This window comes from Variovorax sp. GW821-FHT09B05, assembly GCF_059418265.1.
Genome location: NZ_JBWKPN010000001.1, coordinates 714,715 through 738,513, shown reverse-complemented (window position 1 = coordinate 738,513; position 23,799 = coordinate 714,715). Strand labels below are relative to the sequence as shown.

At 72.5% G+C, this 23,799-nt stretch carries 10 protein-coding genes; 6 read left to right on the top strand and 4 right to left on the bottom strand.

Going from position 1 to position 23,799, the window contains the following annotated elements; all coding sequences use genetic code 11:
• Nucleotides 1-147: 147 nt before the first annotated feature.
• Nucleotides 148-11,544 carry a filamentous hemagglutinin family protein gene (locus tag AC07RM_RS03015; RefSeq protein WP_495332874.1) on the top strand — a complete coding sequence of 3,799 codons (11,397 nt, stop codon included), beginning with the start codon at nt 148-150 and terminating at the stop codon, nt 11,542-11,544.
• Nucleotides 11,545-11,565: 21 nt separating this feature from the next.
• On the opposite strand, the gene AC07RM_RS03010 is transcribed toward AC07RM_RS03015, so the two are convergent.
• From AC07RM_RS03010 to AC07RM_RS02995, 4 genes are read right to left on the bottom strand one after another with little or no spacing between them, the layout of a single operon-like run.
• Nucleotides 11,566-13,878, bottom strand: a complete 2,313-nt coding sequence (locus tag AC07RM_RS03010; RefSeq protein WP_495332872.1) for a molybdopterin guanine dinucleotide-containing S/N-oxide reductase — start codon at nt 13,876-13,878, stop codon at nt 11,566-11,568.
• A 22-nt stretch (nt 13,879-13,900) separates the two neighbouring features.
• Complete coding sequence (locus AC07RM_RS03005; RefSeq protein ID WP_495332870.1) at nt 13,901-14,908, bottom strand: NrtA/SsuA/CpmA family ABC transporter substrate-binding protein; 1,008 nt, start codon at nt 14,906-14,908, stop codon at nt 13,901-13,903.
• 42 nt (nt 14,909-14,950) lie between these two features.
• Nucleotides 14,951-15,685, bottom strand: coding sequence for an ABC transporter ATP-binding protein (locus AC07RM_RS03000; RefSeq protein WP_495332867.1), 735 nt, complete (start codon nt 15,683-15,685; stop codon nt 14,951-14,953).
• Nucleotides 15,682-16,572, bottom strand: coding sequence for an ABC transporter permease subunit (locus AC07RM_RS02995; RefSeq protein ID WP_495332865.1), 891 nt, complete (start codon nt 16,570-16,572; stop codon nt 15,682-15,684). The genes AC07RM_RS03000 and AC07RM_RS02995 overlap by 4 nt, the downstream gene beginning before the upstream one ends.
• Before the next feature lie 197 nt (nt 16,573-16,769).
• Between AC07RM_RS02995 and AC07RM_RS02990 the strand changes: the two genes are divergently transcribed.
• From AC07RM_RS02990 to AC07RM_RS02970, 5 genes are all read left to right on the top strand, one after another.
• Nucleotides 16,770-18,452 (top strand): M14 family metallopeptidase, encoded by a 1,683-nt coding sequence (locus AC07RM_RS02990; RefSeq protein ID WP_495332863.1) that lies wholly within the window; start codon nt 16,770-16,772, stop codon nt 18,450-18,452.
• A 218-nt stretch (nt 18,453-18,670) separates the two neighbouring features.
• Nucleotides 18,671-20,314 carry an ABC transporter substrate-binding protein gene (locus AC07RM_RS02985; RefSeq protein WP_495332861.1) on the top strand — a complete coding sequence of 548 codons (1,644 nt, stop codon included), beginning with the start codon at nt 18,671-18,673 and terminating at the stop codon, nt 20,312-20,314.
• A 7-nt stretch (nt 20,315-20,321) separates the two neighbouring features.
• A complete protein-coding gene (locus AC07RM_RS02980) occupies nt 20,322-21,239 on the top strand; it encodes an ABC transporter permease (protein WP_495332859.1) in 918 nt (305 codons plus the stop codon).
• Nucleotides 21,236-22,111: an ABC transporter permease gene (locus AC07RM_RS02975; protein ID WP_495332857.1), complete on the top strand. Its 876-nt coding sequence runs from the start codon at nt 21,236-21,238 to the stop codon at nt 22,109-22,111. The genes AC07RM_RS02980 and AC07RM_RS02975 overlap by 4 nt, the downstream gene beginning before the upstream one ends.
• Nucleotides 22,108-23,796, top strand: coding sequence for a dipeptide ABC transporter ATP-binding protein (locus tag AC07RM_RS02970; protein ID WP_495332855.1), 1,689 nt, complete (start codon nt 22,108-22,110; stop codon nt 23,794-23,796). Before AC07RM_RS02975 ends, AC07RM_RS02970 begins: the two co-directional genes overlap by 4 nt.
• Nucleotides 23,797-23,799: the final 3 nt, after the last annotated feature.

Below are 23,799 nucleotides of genomic sequence, written 5' to 3'. Positions count from 1 at the left end.
GGACCCGCCGCGCTGTCACGAAAGCTTCAAAAGAAAAGCTTGCCGATCGCGCGGTGCCCGGCGGTCTAGTCAAGGAGCGCTGTCGACCTGGAGGTCGCGGCGCGCAGGACTCGAACTGCGGCATTCACCTGACTGGATCGGCATCACATGAACACGCGTATTTCTCTCGGCGGCCAGCGTGCGGGCGCTCCCACTTTCTCGCTGCGGCTCAAGCCTCTGGCGCATGCGCTCGCGGCGATGCTCGCCGCGGGCGGCGTCATGCAGGGCGCGCACGCGCAGCGGGCCTTCGGGCCGGCCTGGTTCGCCAGCAAGAACGTGGCGCAAAGCATGGCCACGGCCACGGGACGCATGCCCGACGGCACGCCCGCCGCGTCGCTGACGAACCCGCTCGCGCTGCAGCAGCGCGACAACGCCCAGTTGCGGCGCTCGATGGACAACCTGAACCTGGCCGCGCGCGGCATCGCGGCGCAGCAGGCGGCCCAGGACGCGGCGCGCCAGGCGGCGCTCGACGGCGGCTCGGACATTCCCGAGGGCCTGGCCGATGGCGGCCTGAAGGTCGACACCAACAGCCTCACGGCCGGCTGGCTCAACGCGCGCGCGCCGGTGCAGACCGTGGCGGGCGGACGCACCGTGGTCGGCATCGAGCAGACCGACGAGAAGGCGATATTGAACTGGGAGAGCTTCAACGTCGGCCGCAACACCACGGTGCAGTTCGACCAGAAGGGCGGGGCGAAGCCCGACGGCAGCAATGCATGGATCGCGTTGAACCGCATCAACGACCCGAGCGGCCGGCCGAGCCGGATCGCGGGCCAGATCAAGGCCGACGGCTCGGTCTACCTGATCAACCGCAACGGCATCGTCTTCACCGGCTCGAGCCAGGTCAACACGCGCACGCTGGTGGCCTCGAGCCTGGCGCTGTCGGACAAGCAGTTCAACCTCGGCATCAACAACGCGCAGGTGTTCAAGGACGCCACGGGCCAGGCCAACGACTTCGCGATCCCGCAGTTCGGCGCCTTCGCCTCGGCCGCGCCCGACATCTACGGCAGCTACGTGGCCGGCAACGGCACGGTGCCCGACCGGCTCGGCGGCGTCGACCGCTTCGACCCGGGCGCGGCGCCCGGCGCGGTGCAGGTGCAGGCCGGCGCTCGGCTCGAGGTGGCGAGCGGCGGCAAGGTGATGCTGTTCGCGCCCAAGGTCCACAACGCCGGGCGCATCTCGGCGCCCGACGGGCAGGTGATCCTCGCGGCCGGCGAGAACGTCTTCCTCAACACGGTCCGGAACACCACCGCCAACGGCACCATCGATGCCAACGCCATCCGCGGCCTCGACGTGGCCGCCGCGGCCGCGCCGGGCTGGGCCATGCCGTGGGCCTTCGTGAGCAGCGCCATCCGCACCGGCACCGATCCGTTCAACCCCGGCTTCGTCGAGGCCATCGCCCAGCACGTGCTGCCCGAGATGGCCGCGCGCGCCGACGCGGTCGGCTACGACGTGACCAACAGCGGCATCGTGCAGTCCGAGCGCGGCAACATCACGCTGCAGGCGCGCGACGTGCATCAGAACGGCGTGGCGCTGGCGACCACCGCGCTCAACAACCGCAGCGGCTCGATCCTGCTGCGCGCCTGGGGCCAGGGCACGCACATCTACGTCAACGACGACCCCAGCAACATCCTGCTGAGCTGGCAGGCCGGCACGCTGACGCTGGGCCAGGGCAGCGTCACGCGCATCCTGCCCGATGCCTCCGACACCAGCGAGATCGAGACCACCGCGCTGGCCACGCGCTACAAGCCGGGCGCGATCGGGCTGTACGGCCGGTTGATCGACGTGCAGGCGGGCGCTGGCGTGCTCGTGCCCTCGGGCACGATCAGCGTGGAGTCGGCGGCCAACCCGCTGCCGACCCAGTTGCCGGGCTACCGGCCCGACAGCCTGGGCGACGGCAGCCGCATCTACATCGACAGCGGTGCCTACCTGAGCGTGGCCGGCCTGCAGGGCGCGGCGGTGCCGATGGCGCGCAACTTCATCGAGGCCGAGCTGCGCATCAACGAGCTGCGCGACTCGCCGCTGCTGCTGAACGCATGGGTGCGCGGCAAGAAGGTGATCGTCGACCGCCGCGCCGGCGGCGTGTTCGAGGACGGCCCGATGGCCGGCGTGCTGTGGGTGAAGGACGCGGCGGGCAACTACCTGCCCGGCAGCTGGGCCGGCACGCCGCTGGGCGACGTGACCGGCTGGGTCGGCGTGGGCATGACCGACCTGAACGAGCTGTCGACGGACGCCGGCAAGATCACGATGCGCGCGGGCGGCTCGGTCATCACCCGCGCGGGCTCGCTGCTCGACGTGTCGGGCGGCTCGGTGCGCTACACCGACGGCCTCAACACAGCGACCAAGCTCATGGGCGCGGACGGCCGGGTCTACACCATGGACCGCGCGCTGCCCGACGGCAGCTACACCGGCATCGCCGGGCGCTACACCGACGGCCATGCGCGCTGGGGCGTGTCCGACAGCTGGAGCAGCGCGGTGATCGGGCGCGACAGCGTCGAGGCCGGCTACACCGAGGGCCGCAAGGCCGGCGCGGTGCAGATCTTCGCGGGCAGCGCGATGGTGCTGGAAGGCGACTACGCGGGCGGCGTGGTGGTGGGCGACCGGCAGCAGAAGCAGCCGACGAAGAACGCGGGCGGCGAACTGCAACTCGGTGGCGGCAGCGTCGAGGACCGGCCGTGGTCGCCCAACCGCATCGTCATCGCCCGCGATCCGCACCGGCTGGACGCCGCCTTCCAGGCCGGCTCGGCGCTGGACAGCGCCTACGAGGCCCAGCCCGATCCCGATGCGGCCAATCAGGCGATCGGCAAGGTGACCTTCCTGTCGGACGAGGTGCTCAGCCGCTCGGGCATGGGCCGCATCGTGCTCAACATCTCGGGCGACTACGGCTTCGTGCTGGAGTCCGGCGCCTCGCTCGACCTGTCGCCGGGCGCCACCTTCATCGCCAGCGGCGGCGACCGCTCGACCAACCCGATGCACATCGACGGCGCCATCCGCGCACCGGGCGGCAGCATCGTGCTCGGCACCATGGACGGCCCGCTGACCCTGGGCGCCGAGGCCCGGCTCGACGTCGGCGGCCAGTGGATCAACGCCTGGCGCGACGGCATGGCGCCCGCGCGCTGGGCCATGGACGGCGGCGCCATCGCGCTGCAGGTGGGCGAGCTGCGGGTCGACCCCGCGGCGGTGCTCGACGTGTCGGGCGGCGGCCGCGTCGACCGCGCGAAGAACGGCCTGCCGGGGCTGCGCGTGGGCAATGCCGGCTCGCTCACGCTGAGCGGGCTGACGGACAAGACCGACCTGTCGACCTTCGACATCCGCGCCTATGCCGCGGGCTCGGCCGGACGGCTGGTGCTCGAAACCAAGGCCAATGTGCAGATCGGCGGCACGGCGCCCGTGCCGGTCGAACCCGCCGAGCCGGCCGCGCCCGATGCCCCGGCGGCACCGGGCGTGCTGGTGCTTCCCGCCACGCTGTACGCCGACCGCGGCTTCGGCGACGTCACGGTGCGGGTGACCGCGGCCGAGGGCGGCCGCATCGCCGTGCCCGAGGACGTCGGCGTGTCGCAGTCCGTGAAGGGCATCGACCTCAGCGCCTTCGCCTACCGCGAGCTGGAGACCGGCGCGCGCCTGGCCAGCCTGGCGCCGGTGGGCGAGCTGCGGCTCGAGGAGCGCCTGCAGCGCGCGCCCGCCTCGCTGAGGCTCGTGGTCGACAGCGGCTCGATCGACGTCGGCGCCGGTGCCGTGCTGCGCACCGACGTCGGCGGCGCGCTGACGCTGTCGGCCGTGGCCGGCGCGCTCACGGTGAACGGCACGCTGGAGGCGCCCGCGGGGCGCATCGAACTCAACGGCAAGTCGATCGCGCTGGCCTCGGGCGCGCAGCTGCTGGCGCGCGGCGTGCCGGTGATCCGGCCCGATGCGCGCGGCTGGCGCACGGGCGAGGTGCTGCCGGGCGGTGACATCGTGCTGAGCAACGGCGTGACCGGCGCGGCCCTGGCGCTGGACCCGGGCGCGCGCATCGACGTCTCGGGCGCCAGCGGCGAGTTCGACGAGCCGACCTACCGGCGCTTCGGCGGCGCCGAGGTGCGCAGCGTGGTGCGCGACAGCGACGGCGGCAGCATCCGCCTGTTCGGCGCCGGCGTAGTGGGCTCCGCGATGGTCGGCAAGGCCGGCGGCCCCACGGCCGTGGGTGGCTCGCTGTCGATCGTCGATGCCGGCGGCGAATCGGGCGGCGACCCGGTCGTGCTGCCGGGGCGCTCCTACTACTGGCGCGACCCCGTGACGGGCGCCATCAAGAGCTCGGCCTCCTACGCCAGCATTCCCGACCTCGACCTGTTCGACGAGTACGGCACCGAGCCGCTCAAGCTGACGGCCGCGATGCGCCTCGCGATCCTGGGCCTCAAGACCCAGGTGCAGACGGGCATGGAGGTGGTGGTGGACCTCGATGCGCCCGGCTCGGGCGGCATGAAGAACCCGTCCGAGGTGAACCCCGCCATCAGCGCCGCGGTGGTCAGCCTGCTCAACCGCTACTTCTACTCCGACGCGGCGGCCAGCAAGCACATCGTGATTCCCGACATCCAGGTCGCGCCGACCATCCGCATCGCGGCCGGCTCGCTGGGCGCGGGCGGCTTCGACACGGTCTCGCTGCAGTCGGGCACGATCACGCTGGGCAATGGCGTGGACCTCGGCGTGCGCGGCGCGCTGAACCTCATGGGCACGCTGACCAACGGCGCCACGGGCGGCAGCGCGCGGCTGTCGGCACCGCGCATCACGCTCGAAGCGCGCGCGCCCTACACCGCCGCGCAGTGGACCGACGCGGCGAAGCTGGGCGGCCAGCTGACGCTCGAGGCCCGCCTGCTCGAGGTGGGGCGCGACGCGCTGGACGGCGCGGCGGGCACGCGCATCGCGGGCTTCGCGAACACGCTGCTGCAGGCCGACGAGATCCGTTTGGGCGCCGAGGTGCCGAGCCAGATCAACACCACGGACAGCCTGCGCGTGGGCCTCGATGTCGACGGCCGGCTGGTGCTGCGGGCCGGCCAGGTCTATCCGGCCACGGCCACCACGGCGGTCATCCGCGCGGGCCAGTCGATCGCCGTCGAGCGCCTGGGCGACGCGGGCGCGCCCGCGCTCTCGGCCGGCGGCACGCTGCGGCTGGAGGCGCCGGTGATCGACCAGAACGGCGTGCTGCGCGCGCCCTTCGGCGCCATCGCGCTCGAAGCCAGCGAGCGCCTGACCCTCGGCACCGACAGCCTGACCTCGGTGTCGGGCCGGGGCCTGGTGCTGCCCTACGGCACGCTGTCCAACGACGAGCACTGGCAGGACCCGACGCAGCGGCTGAACACCGCGCTGCCCTCCGACAGCGCGCTGGTCGCGCCGCCCGAGAAGCGCATCGCGATGAAGGCGCCCAACGTCGACCTCGCCAAGGGTGCGGTGGTCGACATCGCCGGCGGCGGCGACCTGTACGCCTGGGAGTTCGTGCCGGGCCCCGGCGGCTCGCACGACGTGCTGGCCACGCCGGGCATGTACGCCGTGCTGCCGGGCTACGGCAGCACCGCGCCGCCCAGCGGCACGGCGGCCGGCGAGCGCGTGTGGCTCGCGGGCGGCGGCGGCCTGGCCGCCGGCTGGTACACGCTGCTGCCCGCGCGCTACGCCATGCTGCCCGGCGCCTTCGCCGTGCAGACCACGGGCACGCCGTGGGCCGGGCCGGTGGCGGCCGGCGCGGTGGCGCCCGACGGCAGCATCCTCATGCAGGGCAAGGGCGGCAACGCGCTCGGCGGCAGGCAGGACGGCGTGGCCTCCGCATGGCGCGTGATGTCGGGCGCCACGCTGCGCCAGTACACCGAATACAACGAGGCCTTCGCCAACGACTTCTTCGCGTCCGACGCCTTCAAGCTGACGCAGTACCGCCTGAGCGGGCAGGACGTCGTCACGCCGCGGCTGCCGCGCGACGGCGGCGCGGTGGTGTTCGACGCCACGCAGCGCCTGACGCTGGACGGCACGTTGCGCTCGGCGCCCGACGCCGGCGGGCGTGGCGGGCTGGTCGACATCGCGGGCAGCCGCATCGCCATCGTCGGCGCGGCGCAGGACGCGGGCACGCTGCGCGCCGACGGCTACCTGGTGATCGACGCGGCCAGCCTGTCGGGCTTCGGCGCCGGCAGCCTGCTGGTGGGCGGCACGCGCACCGGCGACCCGCTGGGCACGCGGGTCGACGTGACGGCCACCGACATCGTGCTGCGCAACGGCGCGGACTCGGCGCTCGCGGGCCCCGAGATCATCCTGGCGGCCACCGACCGGGTGGCGATTGACGCGGGCAGCGTGCTGCGCGCCGTGGGCGATGCCGGCAGCGGCACCAGCGACCTCGTGATGACGCCGCGGCAGGCCGCGGTCTACGACACCAAGGGCACGCCGGGCGTGGGCGACGACGTGCTGCTGACGCCCTCGCGCGACTGGGGCGCGCTGGTGCGCGTGGCCAACGGCGAGGCCATCGCGGTGCGGCGCGAGAACGTCGACATCGGCACCGGCGGGCTGGTCGGCATCGGCGCGGGGGCCGTGCTCGAAGGCGGCGCGGCGCTGCTGATCGATGCCACGCGCACCACCGAGCTCGCGAGCTCGGCGCGCATCGCCGGGCGCGCGCTGTCGGTGTCCTCGGGTCGCGTCGGCTTCGGCGGCGGCACCGAGGGGCTGGTGCTCGACGCGGCGGCGCTGGCGCAACTGGCCAACTCCGAGCGCCTCACGCTGCGCAGCTATTCGAACTTCGACTTCTACCGTTCCGTCGACCTGGGCGCGTCGGGCCTGCGCGCATTGACGCTCGACGGCGCGGGCTTCGCGGGCCACGGCAACGGCGACATCGTCATCCGCGGCGATGCGATCGCGCTGGTCAACACGCTGGGTGCCGCCACGGCGGGCGGCACGGGCGGCGGCAGCTTCACGCTCGACGCCGGCACGCTGACCCTGGGCGCGGGCCAGAAGACCGTCTCGGGCTTCGGCAATGTCACGCTGGCGGGTCGCGGCCAGATCGTGGCCGAGGGCACGGGCGGCATCGACGTCGGCGCCAGCGCGCTCACCTTGCGCACGCCGCTGCTCACGGGGCGCGGCGGCGCGGCGCAGTCGATCGTCACCACCGGCGCGCTGCAGGCACTGGAAGGCGAGGGCGCGCCGGACGACCGCTCCGCGCAGAGCCTGCAGGCCAGCCTGGGTTCGCGCCTGAGCCTCAGCGGCGGCAGCGTGCGCTTCGCCACCCGCGCGGTGGCGCTCGGCGGCAGCGTCGACATGACGGCCACGGCCGGCGACGTGGTGCTGGCCGAGGGCGCGCGGGTCGACGTGGGCGGCTTCGCGAAGCAGTTCTTCGACATGGCGGAATACGCGGACGCGGGCCGCATCGGCCTGTCGGCCGTGGGCGGCGACGTGCGCCTGGAGACCGGCAGCCGCCTCGACCTCGCGGCCCATGCCGCCGGCGGCAGCGCCGGCACGCTGACGCTGGCCGCCTCGGGCGGCGGCACCGTCGTGCTCGACGGCGCCATCGCCGCGCAGGCCGGCACCGGCGGCCATGCGGGCGCGTTCTCGCTCGACATCGCCGCGCTGCCCGATTTCGCGGGCTTCAGCCAGCGCCTGAACGAGGCCGGCTTCAACCGCTCGCGCCAGTTCCGCATCCGCCAGGGCGACGTGGTGCTCGCGGGCACGACCACGGTGGAGGACTTCGGCCTCACCACCGACCAGGGCCGCATCGACATCGTCGGCACGGTCGACGCGCGTGCCGCCTACGGGGGCGCGATCCGCATCACCGGCGGCAACGGCGTGGCGATGGAGCAGGGCGCGCGCCTGCTCGCGGGCGCCACCACCGAGCTGGGCAGCGGCCGCGTCACGCTCGAGGCCGCGGGCGGCCAGCTCGACCTGCGCGGCGGCGCGATCGACGTGGCCGGCGGCGACGCCGGCGCGGTGCGACTGCGTGCGCGGCGCAACGCCGCCAACACCGACCTGGCCGTGACCCGGCTGGCGCTCGAGGTGACCGGTGCGCGCTCGAGCGTGCTCGAAGGCGTGCGCAGCTACGACAGCGACCGCGTCGATGCCGTCAAGGCCGAGGCCGTCGCCGATGCCAATGCCTTCGCGGCCGGCGCCGACGCCGTGCGCGCGCGCCTGGGCACCGGCATGGCCGTGATGCCCGGCATCGAGATCCGCAGCGCGGGCGACCTCGTGCTCGGCAGCGACTGGAACCTGATGAGCGACTTCGCCGGCGCGCGCGAAGGCAGCCTCACGCTGCGCGCGGGCGGCAACCTGATCGTCGGCGGCCACCTGAGCGACGGCTTCGACCGGGCCGACCGCGGCGGCGTGCTGCAGGCACCGGCCTCGTGGAACCTGCGCCTGGTCGCGGGCGGCGACCTCGACTCGGCCAACGGGCTCGCGCTCAAGCCGCTGGCGGCGCTGGCCGCGGGGCAGGGCAACATCGTGGTGGGCAGCGCCAACACCAGCACCGACCCGGCCGTCGACAACGGCGCGGGCAAGCTGATCCGCACCGGTAGCGGCGACATCGAGGTGCGCGCCGGGCGCGACCTGACGCTGGCGCACAAGGACTCGGTGATCTACACCGCGGGCCGCAGGGACACCACGGCCTGGAGCGACTTCACCACCGCCCGCGCCGACGCGAGCTACGGCGTGGGCGGCGGCAACCTCGACATCGACGCGCACGGCAGCATCAGCGCGCAGCTGTCGGGCCAGCGCTTCACCCAGTGGCTCAACCGGCAGGGCAACCTCGACCGCAACCTGGCGTTCGGCCCATACAGCCTGGAGAACGGCTACGTCGACGGCCAGCCGGTTCCGATCATGGAGCGCGCGCAGCAGTCGAGCTGGTGGATCAACTACGGCGAGTTCCAGCAGGGCGTGGCCGCCTTCGGCGGCGGCAACGTCAAGGTGCGCGCGGGCGGCGACCTCGGCAACCTGGTGGTCGCGCTGACCAGCAACATGCGCATGCGCGGCGGCCGCACGCCGGGCGAGGCGATGCGCATGGAGGTGCGCAACGGCGGCGCGATGACGGTGGATGCCGGCGGCGCCATCCGCGGCGGCCAGTACTACGTGGCGCGCGGCGCGGGCGAGATCACGGCCGGCGAGACCGCGGTCGGCTTCGACGTGACGGTCGCCAGGTCGGGCGCGCAGACCCAGGTGTTCCCGATCGCGCCGGTGCTCGCGCTCGGCGATGCGACCCTGAGCCTGCGCACCGCCGGCGACCTGCGCCTGCAGTCGGTGATCGACCCGCTGCTGGTGCGCTACGGCGACGGCTACGTGCCCGACAGCCCCAGTGGCCGGATGCGCGACTACGGCGCCTACATGAGCGGCTACACCGAGCGCAGCGCACTCAGCCTGGCCTCGGCCGGCGGCGACGTGACGCTGGTCAACCAGGCCGTGTTCGCCTTCCGCGACCTGGTGCTGACCGATGCGACCACGCCCGCGGACGGCCTGATCGGCATGGGTGCCAACCGCTACCCCGCGCTGACGCATGCGGTGGCGATGAACGGCTCGCTCGATCTGCAGGGCCCGATGTACGTGATGCCGGGCAGCAGCAACGACGTGCGCCTGATGGCGCAGAAGGACGTGCGCTTCGACAACCGCAACTTCAGCGCGCTGATGGCCGTGGGGCGTGCCGAGTTCAACAGCACCTACCAGAACGAGCCGTATGCCGAGGTGGTGATGGCGCGCGCCACGCCCGCCACCATCCCGACGGCCTTCGCGCCGCTGGGCGGCCTGTATGGCGTGCAGATGGAGGCGCTGCTGCGCAACGACATCGGCGCCTACTTCCAGGGCACCCGGCAGGACTTCTATCAGAAGGAAGGCAACCCCGATCGACTGGCCCTGGCGGGCGACTACGAGCCCAGCCGCATCTACGCGGCCGGCGGTTCGATCCTGGGCGCTGACGTGATGGCCAGCGAGCAGACCTGGCTGCGCGCCGGCACCGACATCCGCGGCGTGCGCCTGAGCGCGCGCAACGTGCATGCGAGCGACACCACCCTGCTGGAGGCCGGCAACGACATCCTGGCGATGACCTATGTGCGCACGCCCTATGCCTTCACCGACAACACCGGCAACGTGTCGGTGCAGGGCGCCGGTGCGCTGGTGCTGTCGGCCGGGCGCGACGTGTATGCCGACGACCTGAAGATCCAGACCCTGGGCAACCAGCGCTACGACGGCGCCAACCGGCCGGCCTTGCTGACCCAGGTCAACGGCCTGTCCGAGCAGGGTGCTTCCATCACCGTGATGGCGGGCATGAACCGGCCCGCGGCCTACGAGGCATTCAGCGCCGCCTACCTCGATCCGTCGAAGGTGGCGTCCATGCCCGAGTATCTGAAGGTGCGCGGCGACGACGGCAGCGTGCTGCCGCTGTACCTGAGCGACCTGGCCGAGACCCGCGCCGGCGGCCAGCAGAAGGTGGTGCGGCGCGGCCTGGTGTCGTACATGCTCGACATGACCGGCGAGAAGCTCGCGCCGCTCGAGGCCTGGACCCGCTTCCAGGCCCTGCCCGAACTGGCGCGCCAGCAGTTCCTGCGCCAGGTCTACCTGCTCGAACTGCGCGAGGCGGGGCGCGACCAGAACGAGCCCGGCGTGGAAGGCCTGCCGCGCAACGGCGGCTACAACCGCGGCTACGCGGCCATCGCCACGCTGTTCCCGGGCAGCGACTGGCAGGGCAACGTGGCGGCCAACAAGCTGATGCTGCGCACCATGGCCGGCGGCGACATCGACGTGCTCACGCCCGGCGGCGGGCTGCAGGTGGCGGCGCTGGGCGCCACCGTGCCCGACGGCTACGGCCTGGTGACGCTGGCCTCGGGCCACATCGGCATCTTCGCGAAGGACGACGTCACGGTGAACCGCTCGCGCATCCTGTCCTTCGTGCCCGAGGCGACCGACCGCGGCAGCGACCAGATCATCTGGTCGAGCGTGGGCGACATCGACGCCGGCAAGGGCTCGAAGACCGTGCGCGTGCCCTCGGCCGCCGAGGTCGTCACCGATCTCGACGGCGTGACCGTGGTGCGCGAGAAGTCCGACATGAGCGGCAGCGGCATCGGCACCGTGGGCGATGGCGACGTCGACCTGGTAGCGCCGAAGGGCACCGTCAACGCCGGCGATGCCGGCGTGCGCGTGGCGGGCAACCTCAACATCGCGGCGCTGCAGGTGCTCAATGCCGACAACATCCAGGTCAAGGGCGAATCCAGGGGCCTGCCGGTGGCCGTGGCCGTGAACATCGGCGCGCTCACGAACGCGAGCGCCGCGGCATCGCAGGCGGCCATGGCCGCGCAGGACGTGGTGCAGCGCGAGCGCGCCGCCGGCCGCCAGGCCTTGCCTTCGGTCTTCACCGTGCGGGTGCTCGGCTTCGGCAACGAGCCCCTGCCCACGAACGAAGCCCCGCGGCGCGACGACAAGGCGGCCGGCGACGGCGGCCGCGGTGCCTTGCAGGTGGTCGGGCAGATGGCGCTGGACGCGGCTCAGCTGGAGCAACTGACGCCGGTCGAGCGGCGCAATCTGATGCGGCGTTGAGGGCGGTGCGGGGCGCGGCGCTCAGGGTGCGCCGCGCGGCGCCGGCTCGAACGCCGGCGGATCGAAGGCCGTGATCGCCGGCAGCTCGCCGCGCCACAACGCCACCTCCACGCGCGCGCTCTGCGCCGCGCAGCCTTGCGCCAGCTTCGAACTGCCGACATCGGGCGTCACCACGTTCGGATTGCCATGCTTCTCGAGGCTGCCCGGTGCCTGCGCGTCGAGCGGGTCGTACCACGCGCCGGTGGCGATCTGCGCCACGCCGGGCCGCACGTCGTCGGACAGCACGGCGCCCGCGAGGAAGGCGCCGCGTGCATTGAAGACGCGCACCACGTCGCCGGCCGCGATGCCGCGCTCGCGCGCGTCCCGCGCATTGAGCGTGATCGGTTCGCGGCCCGCGATCTTCGAGGCGCGGCTCAGCGCGCCATGGTCGTACTGGCTGTGCAGGCGCGTCGCGGGCTGGTTCGACAGCAGCTGGATCGGCCCCTCCGGCGCCTCGGGTTCGAACCAGTGGGCATGGCCCGGGCAATCGTCGTAGCCGAAGCCCGCGATGCGCTCGGAGTACAGCTCGATGCGCCCCGAGGGCGTGGGCAGGGCATGGGCGAGGGGGTCGGCGCGAAAGGGCGCGAGCAGCACCACCGGTTCGCTCGCCACCGCGTTCGTGCGGCCGATGTCGATGCGGCCGATCTCCCAGAAGGCATCGAACGAAGGCAGCACCAGTCCGGCGGCCTCGGCACGCGGCCGCGCGACTTCCCACAGATGCCGCAGCCATTCGCGCGCATCGCGGCCCTCGGTGTAGGCCGGCGCGATGTCCAGCCGCTCGGCCAGCCGCGACAGGATGTCGTAGTCGTCGCGCGCCTCGCCCACGGGCGCGATCGCCGCATGCATCGCGACCATGAAGCGCTCGCTGCCAGCGCTGCCGATGTCGTCGCGCTCCAGCGTGGTGGTGGCGGGCAGCACGATGTCGGAGTGGCGGGCCTGCGCGGTCCAGTACTGCTCGTGCGTGATGACGGTCTCGGGCCGGCGCCAGGCCTCGAGGGTGCGGTTGAGGTCTTGGTGGTGGTGGAACACGTTGCCGCCGGCCCAGTACACGAGCCGGATGTCGGGGTAGTGGTGCCGGCCGCCGTTGTAGTCGAAGGGGGCGCCGGGGTTCAGCAGCATGTCGGCGATGCGCGCGACCGGAATGAAGTCGGCCACCGGGTTCACGCCCTGCGGCAGGCGCGCGCCCGAGAAGCTGCCGTGGCCGCTGCCGATGTAGTTCATGCAGCCGTAGCCCAGGCCGAAGCCGCCGCCCGGCAGGCCGATCTGTCCAAGCAGGGTGGCCAGGGTGACGGTCATCCAGAACGGCTGCTCGCCGTGCCGCGCGCGCTGCAGCGAGTAGGTGCAGTTCACCAGCGTGCGGCTGCGCGCCATGCGGCGCGCGAGCGTGGCGATGGCTTCGGCCGCGATGCCGCTGCGCTCGGCGGCCCAGGCCGGTGTCTTGGGCACGCCGTCGGCGTGGCCCAGGATGTAGTCGCGCACTTGGTCGAAGCCGACCGCGTGGCTGCGGCAGAAGGCCTCGTCGTGCAGGCCCTCGTCGATCAGCACGAAGGCCAGGCCCAGCATCAGCGCGGTGTCGGTGCCGGGGCGCAGCGGCAGCCATTCGGCATCGGACACGGCGTCGAGGTCGGCGCGCACCGGGCTGAGGTTGACGAAGCGCGTGCGGCCCGAGGCCGCCATGCGCCGCAGCGCCGGTGCCACGCCATGGTCGCTCGCGCCGCCGGGGCTCACCTGCGTGTTGCGCAGCGGCAGGCCGCCGAAGGCCACGAACAGCTCGCAGTGCTGTTCGAGCACGTCCCAGCTCGTGTGGTTCTGCAGCAGCGCGTCCATGCCGTCGACGATGTGCGGCAGCAGCACGCGGCCGGCGCCGAGGCTGTAGCTGTCCTTGCTGTGGACGTAGCCGCCGAAGGCGTTGAGGAAGCGGTGCAGCTGGCTCTGCGCATGGTGGAAGCGGCCCGCGCTCGACCAGCCGTAGCTGCCGCCGTAGATCGCCCGGTTGCCATGCGCCTGCTTCACGCGCCGCAGCTCCTGCGCCACCAGGTCGAGCGCCTCGTCCCACGGCAGCTCGACGAAGGCCTCGCGTCCGCGCCGGTCGCCGCTGCGGTGCCGCGTGGCGGCATCGAGAAAACCGCGGCGCACCGCGGGGCGCCGCACGCGCGTGGGCGAATCGACCGCGCCGACCATCGAGGCACCGATCGGCGAGGGCGCCGCGTCCCATTCGGCGGGCCGCATGGCCACGAGGCGGCCGTTCTCGACCACGGGGCGGTACACGCCCCAGTGGGTGGATGTCAGCGGCATGGGGCCGGACTCCGCGCGGGCCTCACAGCCGCGCGAGGTAGTCCGTGACCTTGGCCTTCTGCGGCAGGATCTTGCGCTCAGACAGCCAGTCGGAGGCCTTCTGGAATTCCTGAAGGAACTTCGCGTCCTGCACGCCGCGCACGTCCCAGCGGCGCTTGAGCTTGACCAGGGTGTCGCGCACCGCGTCGCTGTAGCCGGCGTCCTGCTGGTTCAGCGTCTCGGCCTCCACCGGATGCTCGCTGATCCACTTCGCCTCGGCCGCATAGGCCGCGTTCACGGCGCGCACGATGGCCACGTTCTCCTCGGCGAACTTGCGGTGCGTGACGTAGGAGTTGAAGTCGATCAGGAAGTCGAGGTCGCGGCCCTCGAAGAAGACGTCGTGCGCCTTGTACTCGGTGCGCGCGATGTCCACGCCCGGGCTCCACATCGACCAGGCGTCGATCTTGCCCTGCGCGAAGGCCGGGCCGGCGTCGGGTGGATTGAGGTAGACGAACTTGACCTTGCTGCGGTCGATGTTGTGCTTCTCGAGCGCGGCCACCAGCAGGAACTCGCCGAGGCCCGAGCGGTTGACCGCGACCGACTTGCCCACCAGGTCCTGCACCTTGTCGATGCCCGAGCCGTCCTTGGCGATGATCGCGGTGCTGCGCGGCTCGACGATGGCGAACTGCGTGAACACCAGCGGCGAGCCCGCGAGCATGGCGGCCAGCGCGGGCGTGGTGCTCCCGCCGAAGCCGAAGTCGGCGCTGCCGCCGGTCACGGCCTGCAGCGAGGGCGCATGGTTGGGGAAGGGGCCGATCCACTGCACCTTGATGCCGTCCTTGGCGAGCAGCTTCTCGAACTCGCCGCGGTTCTTGGCCAGCGCGGGCAGGCCGCCGCGGCCCCAGGTGAGGCGCACGGTGTCGGTGTTGCGCGTGGCCTTGGCCGGGCCGGCGGCCTGTGCCTGGGCCAGGCCCGTGGCCAGGGCGCCGGCGCCGACGACGGCGGTCTGCAGGAAGCTGCGGCGCGAGGCCGGGGAGAACGAGGAGGTCATGAAGGGAGGAGGCCGGTGGAGAAAGGAAAACGAAAAGGAGGTTCAGGCGGGCACGCTGTCGGCCGCCACGCCGAGCTCGGCCAGCAGCGCCTCGCGCAGCGCCGTGGCATCGGGATGGGTGCGCCTGGCATTGGCCTCGGGCGACACGGCGTACTCGCTCGCGATCGCGCCGTCGCGCATCACGAGCACGCGGTCGGCCAGCGCCACCGCCTCGTCGACGTCGTGCGTGACCAGCAGCACGCCGGGCCGGTGGCGGCGCACGAGTTCCTTCACCAGGCCATGCATGCGGATGCGCGTGAGCGCGTCGAGCGCGGCGAAGGGTTCGTCGAGCAGCAGCAACCGGGGCTCGCGCACCAATGCGCGCGCCAGCGCCACGCGCTGCGCCTGGCCGCCCGAGAGGTTGCGCGGCCAGTCGTCGAGCCGGTCGCCGAGGCCGACCTCTGCCAGCGCGGCCTGCGCCAGCGCCTTGCCGGTGGCCTCGTCGAGGCCCAGCGAGACATTGCGCCAGAGCGAATCCCACGGCAGCAGCCGGTGTTCCTGGAACACCACCGCGGGCTGACGCGGTCCGTCGATGCGCCCGCCGTCGATGGCATCGAGGCCGGCGAGCGCGCGCAGCAGCGTGGTCTTGCCGCAGCCGCTCTCGCCGAGCAGCGCGACGAATTCGCCGCGTGCGATGCGCAGGTCGAGCCCGCCGATCACGGTGCGCTCGCCATAGCGGCGCTGCAGGCCGTGCACGACGACGGCGGGGGCCTCGGGTTGCGATGCCGCAGCGCTCATCGACGTTCTCCGGCGGCGTAGTTGGGATGCCAGGCCAGCAGCCGGCGCTCGAGCAGCCGCGCCACCGCATCCGAGGCCACGCCGATGGTGGCGTAGACCACGATGGTCAGCACGATCACGTCGGTGCGCAGGAACTCGCGCGCATCCATCGCGAGGTAGCCGATGCCCGAGCTGGTGGCGATGGTCTCGGCGATCACCAGCGCGAGCCAGGCCACCGCGAGCGCATAGCGCACGCCCGCGAGGATCGAGGGCAGGGCGCCCGGCAGCACGATGCGCCGGATCAGCGTCGCGTTGCTCAGGCCCGTCACGCGGCCGAGCTCGAGCAGCTTGGGGTCGACCTGCCGGATGCCCAGCACGGTGTTGATGTAGATCGGGAACATCACGCCCAGCGACACCAGGAAGATCTTGCCGCCCTCGTCCACGCCGAACCAGACGATCACCAGCGGCAGCATCGCGAGGAAGGGAATGGCGCGGATCATCTGGATGCTGCGGTCGAACAGCGCCTCGGCCAGCCGCGAGAAGCCCACCACCGTGCCGAGCGCGAAGCCGATCGAACCGCCGATCACGAAGCCGGTGGCCGCGCGCAGCAGGCTGGTGCCCATGTCGCTGATCAGCCGTCCTTCCTGGATCAGGCCCCAGGCCGTGGCCGCCACCTTGCTGGGCGCGGGCAGCACGTGGATCGAGAGATAGCCGGCGCGCGCCGCCAGCTCCCACACCACCAGCACCAGGGCCGGCACCAGCCAGGAGATCAGCAGCAACTGGTTGCGCGACAGCAGGCGCGGCGCGCGGCGGGGCGACGGTGGCTTGGTGGCCGGCACGGCAGCAGCGGGTGCCGTGGGCAGCGGGAGGTTGTCGAAGACATGAGACATCGAGGCGAGGCTTTCCATGAGGGTCCCCGTGAGTCGGGAGCCGGCGCAGGCTAGCGCGCGCTTACCTGCGGGCCAAAGAACAAAAACGGATCAACGTATGCGGATTCCGTGCTTGCATTGCGCGCGCCAGGGCCAAGACTGGGAGCGGCTGTCCCTCGGGCAGCGTGTCTTCTCGTTGGTAACCCCACGCCGCGAGGCGGTTTATTCTTCGCGCCATGACCTTGCTGCTCGACGCCACCTTCCCCCGCACGCTGGTGCAACTGGTCGAACGCTTCGGCGCCAGCCCGGTCACGCGCATCGAAGCCTGGCTGTTCGAGGACGCGCCCATGCGCCAGGCCGCCGAGCAGGCGCTCGCCGCGGCGGGCGTGCAGGCCGTGCTGCGCAGCGCCTACAAGCCGCTGGTGCATTTCTTTCTCGAGGAGTTCGAGGGAGATGGCGCGACCTCGGTCGAGGTCCGCACGCCCGCGGGCCAGGGCCAGCGCTTTCGCCTCGAGGCCTATCCGCTGGCCGGCCTGCTCGGCGAGAGCGTCGCGCTGCGTTTCGCCGAAGGCGAGCTGCCCGGCGAGCACCTCGTGACGGCCGGAGAACGGCAGTGGCGCGTGTTCGCGCCCAACGATGCCACCGCCTCGCCCTGCGGCTGGTTGCGCGTCTGGGACGGCGATGCGCTGGTGCACGACGCCGCGCTGCCCACCGAGTTCGAGGCCGCCTGCGCGGCCGCGCTCGATGCGGTGCGCGGCCATGCCTGGAGCTACACGCTGCCGCTGTTCGACACGCTCGAGATCGCGATCGCCACCACCGGCATCGAGCGCCGGCTGCCCTTCGGCGAGGAGACGATCGACACCTTCGAGGCGCTGCACGAGGACTGCTACTACGGCGCGCTCGAGTTCTTCAAGGCGCGCGCCGGCCTCGACGATGCCGACCGCACGCTGCAGCCCGGCCACATCGTGCCGCTGATCTCGCGCAGCGAGGACGACACGCGGGTCACGGTGCGGCTGGCCGCGCATCGGCGGGTCGACCCGCCCGTCGACACCACGCTGGTGCTCGACACCGCTGACCGCTCGCTGGCTCCGGTCGAGGTCGAGGCCGCGATGGAACGCCTGCCCGGCGAGCGCTTCGGCGTGACCTCGTTCCAGGGCCGCCCGGTCGCGGGCCTGCATGTGCGCGGCACGCTGCCTGGCCTGGTGGTCACGGCCGGCCAGCATGCGAACGAGAGCTCGGGCGTGGTCGGTGCCCTGCGCGCGGCGCCGCTGCTCAATGCGCTGCCGGGCGCGCACTATGCGCTGGTCGCGCTCGAGAACCCCGACGGTGCGGCGCTGCATCACCGGCTCCAGCAGGCCGACCCCACGCACATGGCGCATGCCGCGCGCTACACCGCGCTGGGCGACGACCTCGAGGCGCGCACGAAGCCGCCGTTCGGCGAGAAGGCGCCGCGGCTCGAGGCGATCGCGCGCACCGGCGCGCGCCTGCACCTGAGCCTGCATGGCTACCCGGCGCACGAATGGACGCGCCCGCGCGCCGGCTACGTGCCGCGCGGCAGCGAGCTATGGACGGTGCCCAAGGGCTTCTTCCTGATCCTGCGTCAGCACCGCGGCCACGACGGCCTGCGCTTCCTCGATGCGCTCACGAAGGAGCTGCTCGCGGGCTCGACCGAGCTGGCCGCGTTCAATGCGCTCCAGCAGCGCATGTGGCATGCCCACGTGGGCGAGCTGCCGTTCGCGCCCATCAATGGCATTCCCTGCATGGTGATCACCGACGAGCGCTCGACCGTGCCGTTCACGCTGATCAGCGAGTTCCCCGACGAGACCGTGCGCGGCGCGGCCTTCAGGCTCGCGCACACGACGCAGATGCGGACCGTGCTGGCGGCGGCGCGGCTCTACTGGGACGGACTTCTGGATTGAGCGGATGAAAGGCGCGGGAGCACTCCATGCGCGCTGAGCGAGATAGCTTCTGCGAAAACTTTCGTTAGCCGCGAAGCCCTGAGCTTCGAAGATCGGCGCTGCCCGTGCACGGGCGTTCGCCCGGGCCTGCACGGCCGGCGCCGCGCGCGCCGACTCCTTGTCCTTTCTTCCAGGCGCGGACTCGTCCGCGCGGCTTTCCCACGTTCCTTTCCGTCGTCATGAAGATCTCCCTTGCCCTTGCTTCCCCGCGGCGCGCGCTGCCGCGCATCCTCCTGGCCGGCCTGCTCGCGGCCTGCGGCATGAACCTCGCGCTGGCCGCCGACACGCCGCGCCAGGGCGGCGAGGTGGTCTTCGGCGTCACCACCGATCCGATCTGCTTCAACCCGCACCGCTCGACGCAGCAGAACTCCTACATCCTGATCCGCAACTACATCGACTCGCTGGTCGCCAAGGGCAAGGGCGGCAAGTTCCTGCCCTGGCTGGCGCAGGAGTGGAGCGTCTCGCCCGACGGCAAGACCTACGCCTTCAAGCTCAAGCCGGGCCTGCAGTTCCATGACGGCACGCCGCTCGACGCGGCGGCCGTGAAGTTCAACTTCGATTTCGTGCGCGACACCAAGAACACCAATGCCGCGGGCGAACTGCTCAAGGCGGTGGAGCGCGTGCAGGTGGTGTCGGCCAGCGAAGTGCGGCTGCAGCTGGCCCGGCCCGACTCGGGCCTGCTCGAATCGATCGCCAGCGTGCGGCTGGGCCTGATCTCGCCGAAGTCGCTGCAGTCGGGCGACGACCTCTGCGGCGGCGGCCCCGCCATCGCGGGCAGCGGCCCGTTCCTGTTCCAGAACTACGTGCGCGGCCAGTCGGCCGGCTTCGCGCGCAACCCGCGCTACCAGTGGGCGCCCGGCTATGCGGCGCACCAGGGCCCGGCCTGGCTGGACCGCGTGACGGTGCGCTTCCTGCCCGAGTACGCGGTGCGCGCGGGCGCGCTGAGCTCGGGCCAGGTCGACGTGATCGAGGGCGTGCAGCCCACCGACGTGGGCCTGTTCAAGGACCAGCCGGGCTTCCAGTTCCTGGTCGGACCGGCGGGCGCACAGACCTCGTTCACGCTCAACGTCAACTACACGATCCCGCCGGCCACCGACGTGCGCGTGCGCCGCGCATTGCGCGACGGCGCCGACATCGACGCGCTGGTCAAGAGCGTCTACCGCGGCACCTACCGCCGCGCCTGGTCGAACATCGGCCCCGACAGCTTCTTCTACAACAAGGCGCTCGAAGGCAGCTGGGGCAACAACCCGGCCGCGGCCAACAAGCTGCTCGACGAAGCGGGCTGGACCAGCCGCGACGCCGAAGGCTTTCGCACCAAGGACGGCCAGCGCCTGACCATCGAGGTCGGCTATCCGCAGCCCTTCGTGCGCGACAACCGCGACGTGCTGATCCAGGGCCTGCAGGCGCAGCTGCGCAAGAACCTGGGCTTCGACCTGCGGCTGCGCTTCGTCACCGGCGGCGAGTGGGCGCAGCAGCTGCAGAAGGGCTCGTGGAGCATCTATCCCAACACCTACCTGCCGGCCGACGCGGCGCAGGAGCTGCAGGGCAACATCGGCGAGAGCGGCTTCATCCGCGCGGTGGCCGAAAAGGGCGACAAGACGCTGTTCGGCTACATCAACGACGCGCTGGCCTCGACCAACCTCGACGAGAAGAAGAAGCTGGTCGACGCGGCGCAGCGCCACGCGGTGGACCAGGGCATCATCGTGCCGCTGTTCTCGGCCAACTACCAGCTCGCGGCCAAGAGCCGGGTGCGCGGCCTGTCGTTCGAGACGCAGCTCGACTCGCCGTCGAACTTCCACGACGTGTGGCTGTCGGAGCGCTGAGCCCGTCATGTGGCGACTGGTGATCTCGCGGCTGGGCGCCGGCCTGCTGGTGGCGTGGGGCAGCGCCACCGCGGCCTTCCTGGCCCTGCATGCGCTGCCGGGCCGGGTCGAGGACATCCTGGCCGGCGACCTCGACTACCCGGGCCTGCGCGAGGCCATCGCGGCCGAGTGGGGGCTGGACCGACCGCTGTGGGAGCAGTACCTGGGCTTCCTGGCGCGCATCGCCAGCGGCGACTTCGGTACCTCGTACGAACTGCGCCAGCCGGTGGCGCGCGTGGTGATGGCGCAGCTGTGGCCCACGGTCGAGCTCGCGCTCGCGGCCGGCGTGCTGGCGCTGCTGTTCGCGGTGGTGGTGGCCACGCTGACCTCGGGCCGCGGACGCTTCGCGCGCGCGGCGGCCTCCACGCTGGAGCTGGTGTTCGCCTCCACGCCGGTGTTCTGGCTCGGCATCCTGCTGCTGATGGCCTTCTCGTTCACGCTGCGCTGGTTTCCGGTCTCGGGCGCGGCCGACTGGCGCGCGCTGGTGCTGCCGGCGACCGCGCTGGCGCTGCCGACCGCGGGCCTGCTGGCGCAGGTGCTGCGCGAGGCGATGGAGCGCGCGCTCGAACAGCCCTTCGTGGTCACGGTGCGCGCGCGCGGCCTGGGCGAGCTGTGGCTGCGCCTGCGGCACGTGCTGCGCCATGCGGCGCTGCCGGTGGTCACGCTCGGCGGCTGGATCATCGGCGGCCTGCTCGGCGGCGCCGTCATCACCGAGAAGGTGTTCGGCCGGCCCGGCCTGGGCACGGTCACGCTCAACGCGGTGCTGAGCCAGGACGCGCCCGTGGTGCTCGCGGTGGTGCTGCTGGCGGCCTTCATCCACGTCGCGGCGTCCACCCTGCTGGACCTGCTCTATGCACTGATCGATCCGAGGCTCAAGGCATCATGATTTCCGCATCCGATACCGTCGCGCTGCCCGCGGGCAGCGCTCCCGCGTCGAGCGCACCGCGCCGGCGCCTGCCGCCGCTCGCGGTGCTGCTGTCGGCGCTGTTCGTCGCGCTGCTGGTGATCGCCACCGTCGCGCCGCGCTGGCTGGCGCCGCTCGATCCGCTCGAGGGCGACTTCCTCGCGGTGCTGCAGCCGCCGGGCGCCGAGCATCCCTTCGGCACCGACCGGCTCGGCCGCGACGTGCTGTCGCGCACCGTGCATGGCGCGCGCTACTCGCTGTTCATCGGCATCGGCGGCACGGCGATTTCTGTGCTGGCCGGCGTGCTGCTGGGCCTGGTGGCGGGGCAGAAGCAATGGCTGCTCGACGAGGGGCTGTCGCGGCTGTTCGACGTGATCTCGTCCTTTCCGGGCGTGCTGCTGGCGATGCTGGTGGTGGTGTTCCTCGGCCCGGGGCTGGCCAACATCGCGCTCGCAGTCGGCATCGCGGGCATTCCGAAGTTCGCGCGCGTGGTGCGCGCGCAGACGCGCATCGTGCGCCAGGCCGACTACGTGACCCATGCCTACATCTACGGCCGCAGCCGCGCCCAGGTGTTCTTCGGCCACCTGCTGCCCAACGTGCTGGTGGCGGTGCCCGTGACCGCCACTGTCTACGTGGGATCGACCGTGCTCGCGGCCTCGGGCCTGAGCTTCCTGGGCCTCGGCCCGCAGCCGCCCACGCCCGAGTGGGGCGTGATGCTGGCCGAGAGCCGCGACGTGCTGCGCGTGGCCTGGTGGCCCGGCGTGTTCCCGGGCGCGGCCATCACGCTCACGGTGATCTCGTTCACCGTGCTCGGCCACCATCTGCAGCGGCGCTTCGAGGGGAGGCTGGCATGAGCGAAGTGCCGCTGGTCGACGTCGAGGGCCTCACGGTCCGCTTCGACACGCCCGCGGGCGAGCGCACCGTGGTCGAGGCGCTCGACCTGCGCATCGCGCGCGGCGAATGCGTGGCGCTGGTCGGCGAGTCGGGCTCGGGCAAGAGCGTGACCGCGCGCAGCCTGCTCGCGCTCGCGGGGCCGGGCGCGCGCGCGAACGCGCGCAAATTCCTGATCGACGGGCGCGACGCGAACCGCTTCGATGCCACCGACTGGCGCCGCCTGCGCGGCACCTTCGCGGGGCTGGTGATGCAGGACGCGCTGGTGTCGCTCGATCCGCTGCGCCCCATCGGCCGCGAGGTCGGCGAGGTGCTCGAGCATCACGGCCTGCTGCGCGGCCGCACGGCGGTGCGCCGGCGCGTGCTGGAAACGCTCGCGCGCGTAGGCATGCCCGATCCCGAACGCCGCATCGGCCAGTACGCGCACCAGCTCTCGGGCGGGTTGCGCCAGCGCGCGCTGATCGCCGCCGCCATCGCGGGCCTGCCGCCGCTGATCGTGGCCGACGAGCCCACCACCGCGCTCGACGCGGCGCTGCAGAAGCAGGTGATCGAGGTGCTGGCGCGGCGCGTGCGCGACGAAGGCAGCGGCCTGCTGCTGATCAGCCACGACCTGTCGGCGGTGGCGGGCATCGCCGACCGCGTGCTGGTGATGCGGTACGGCCGCGTGCTCGAGCAAGGCCCGGTGCGCGACGTGCTGTCGAGCCCGCGCCATGGCTACACCCGGCAGCTGATCGCGGCCGTGCCCTCGACCTCCTCGCGCGGCAGCCGGCTGTCATCGGCGCGTTTCGAGGCGGCGGGCGAGGGCCCCGAGGCGCGGCTGCGCATCGTGCGCGAGCCGCTGCCGCCGCGCGCACCCGTGCCGGCCGCGCAGGCACCGGTGCTCGAGGTCCAGGGCATCGGCAAGCGCTTCGCGGTGCGGCGCGGGCTGGGCCCGCGCGAGGACTTCGTGGCGCTCGAGGACCTGTCGTTCTCGATCGCGGCCGGCGAGGTGCTCGGCCTGGTCGGCGAATCGGGCTCGGGCAAGTCCACCTGCGCCAAGATCGTGCTCGGCCTGCTCGAGCCCGACGCGGGCACGGTGCGGCTGCTGGGCCAGCCGTGGTCGGGCATTTCCGAGGCTGTGCGCCGGCCGCTGCGGCCGCGGCTGCAGTACATCCCGCAGGATCCGCTGAGCAGCTTCGATCCGCGCTACCGCGTGTCGCAGGTGATCGCCGAGAACCTGCAGGGCCTGCCGCGCGCCGAGGTGGGCGCGCGCATCGCGGCGCTGCTGCAGCAGGTGGGCCTGGCGCCCGAGCTGGCCGAGCGCTTTCCGCGTTCGCTCTCGGGCGGCCAGCGCCAGCGCGTGGCGATCGCGCGCGCGCTCGCGGCGCAGCCCGCGCTGATCGTCTGCGACGAGCCGGTGTCGGCGCTCGACGTCTCGGTGCAGGCCCAGGTGATCGACCTGATCGCCGAGCTGCAGTCGCGGCTGGGCACGGCGCTGCTGTTCATCTCGCACGACATCAACCTCGTGCGCCACGTGGCCGACCGCGTGCTGGTGCTCAACCGTGGCCGGCTGGTCGAGCAGGGGCCGGTGGAGGAGGTGCTGTCGCGGCCTGCGCACGACTACACGCGTTCGCTGCTGGCCGCGGTGCCCGAGCCGCTGGCGGCTTGAGGC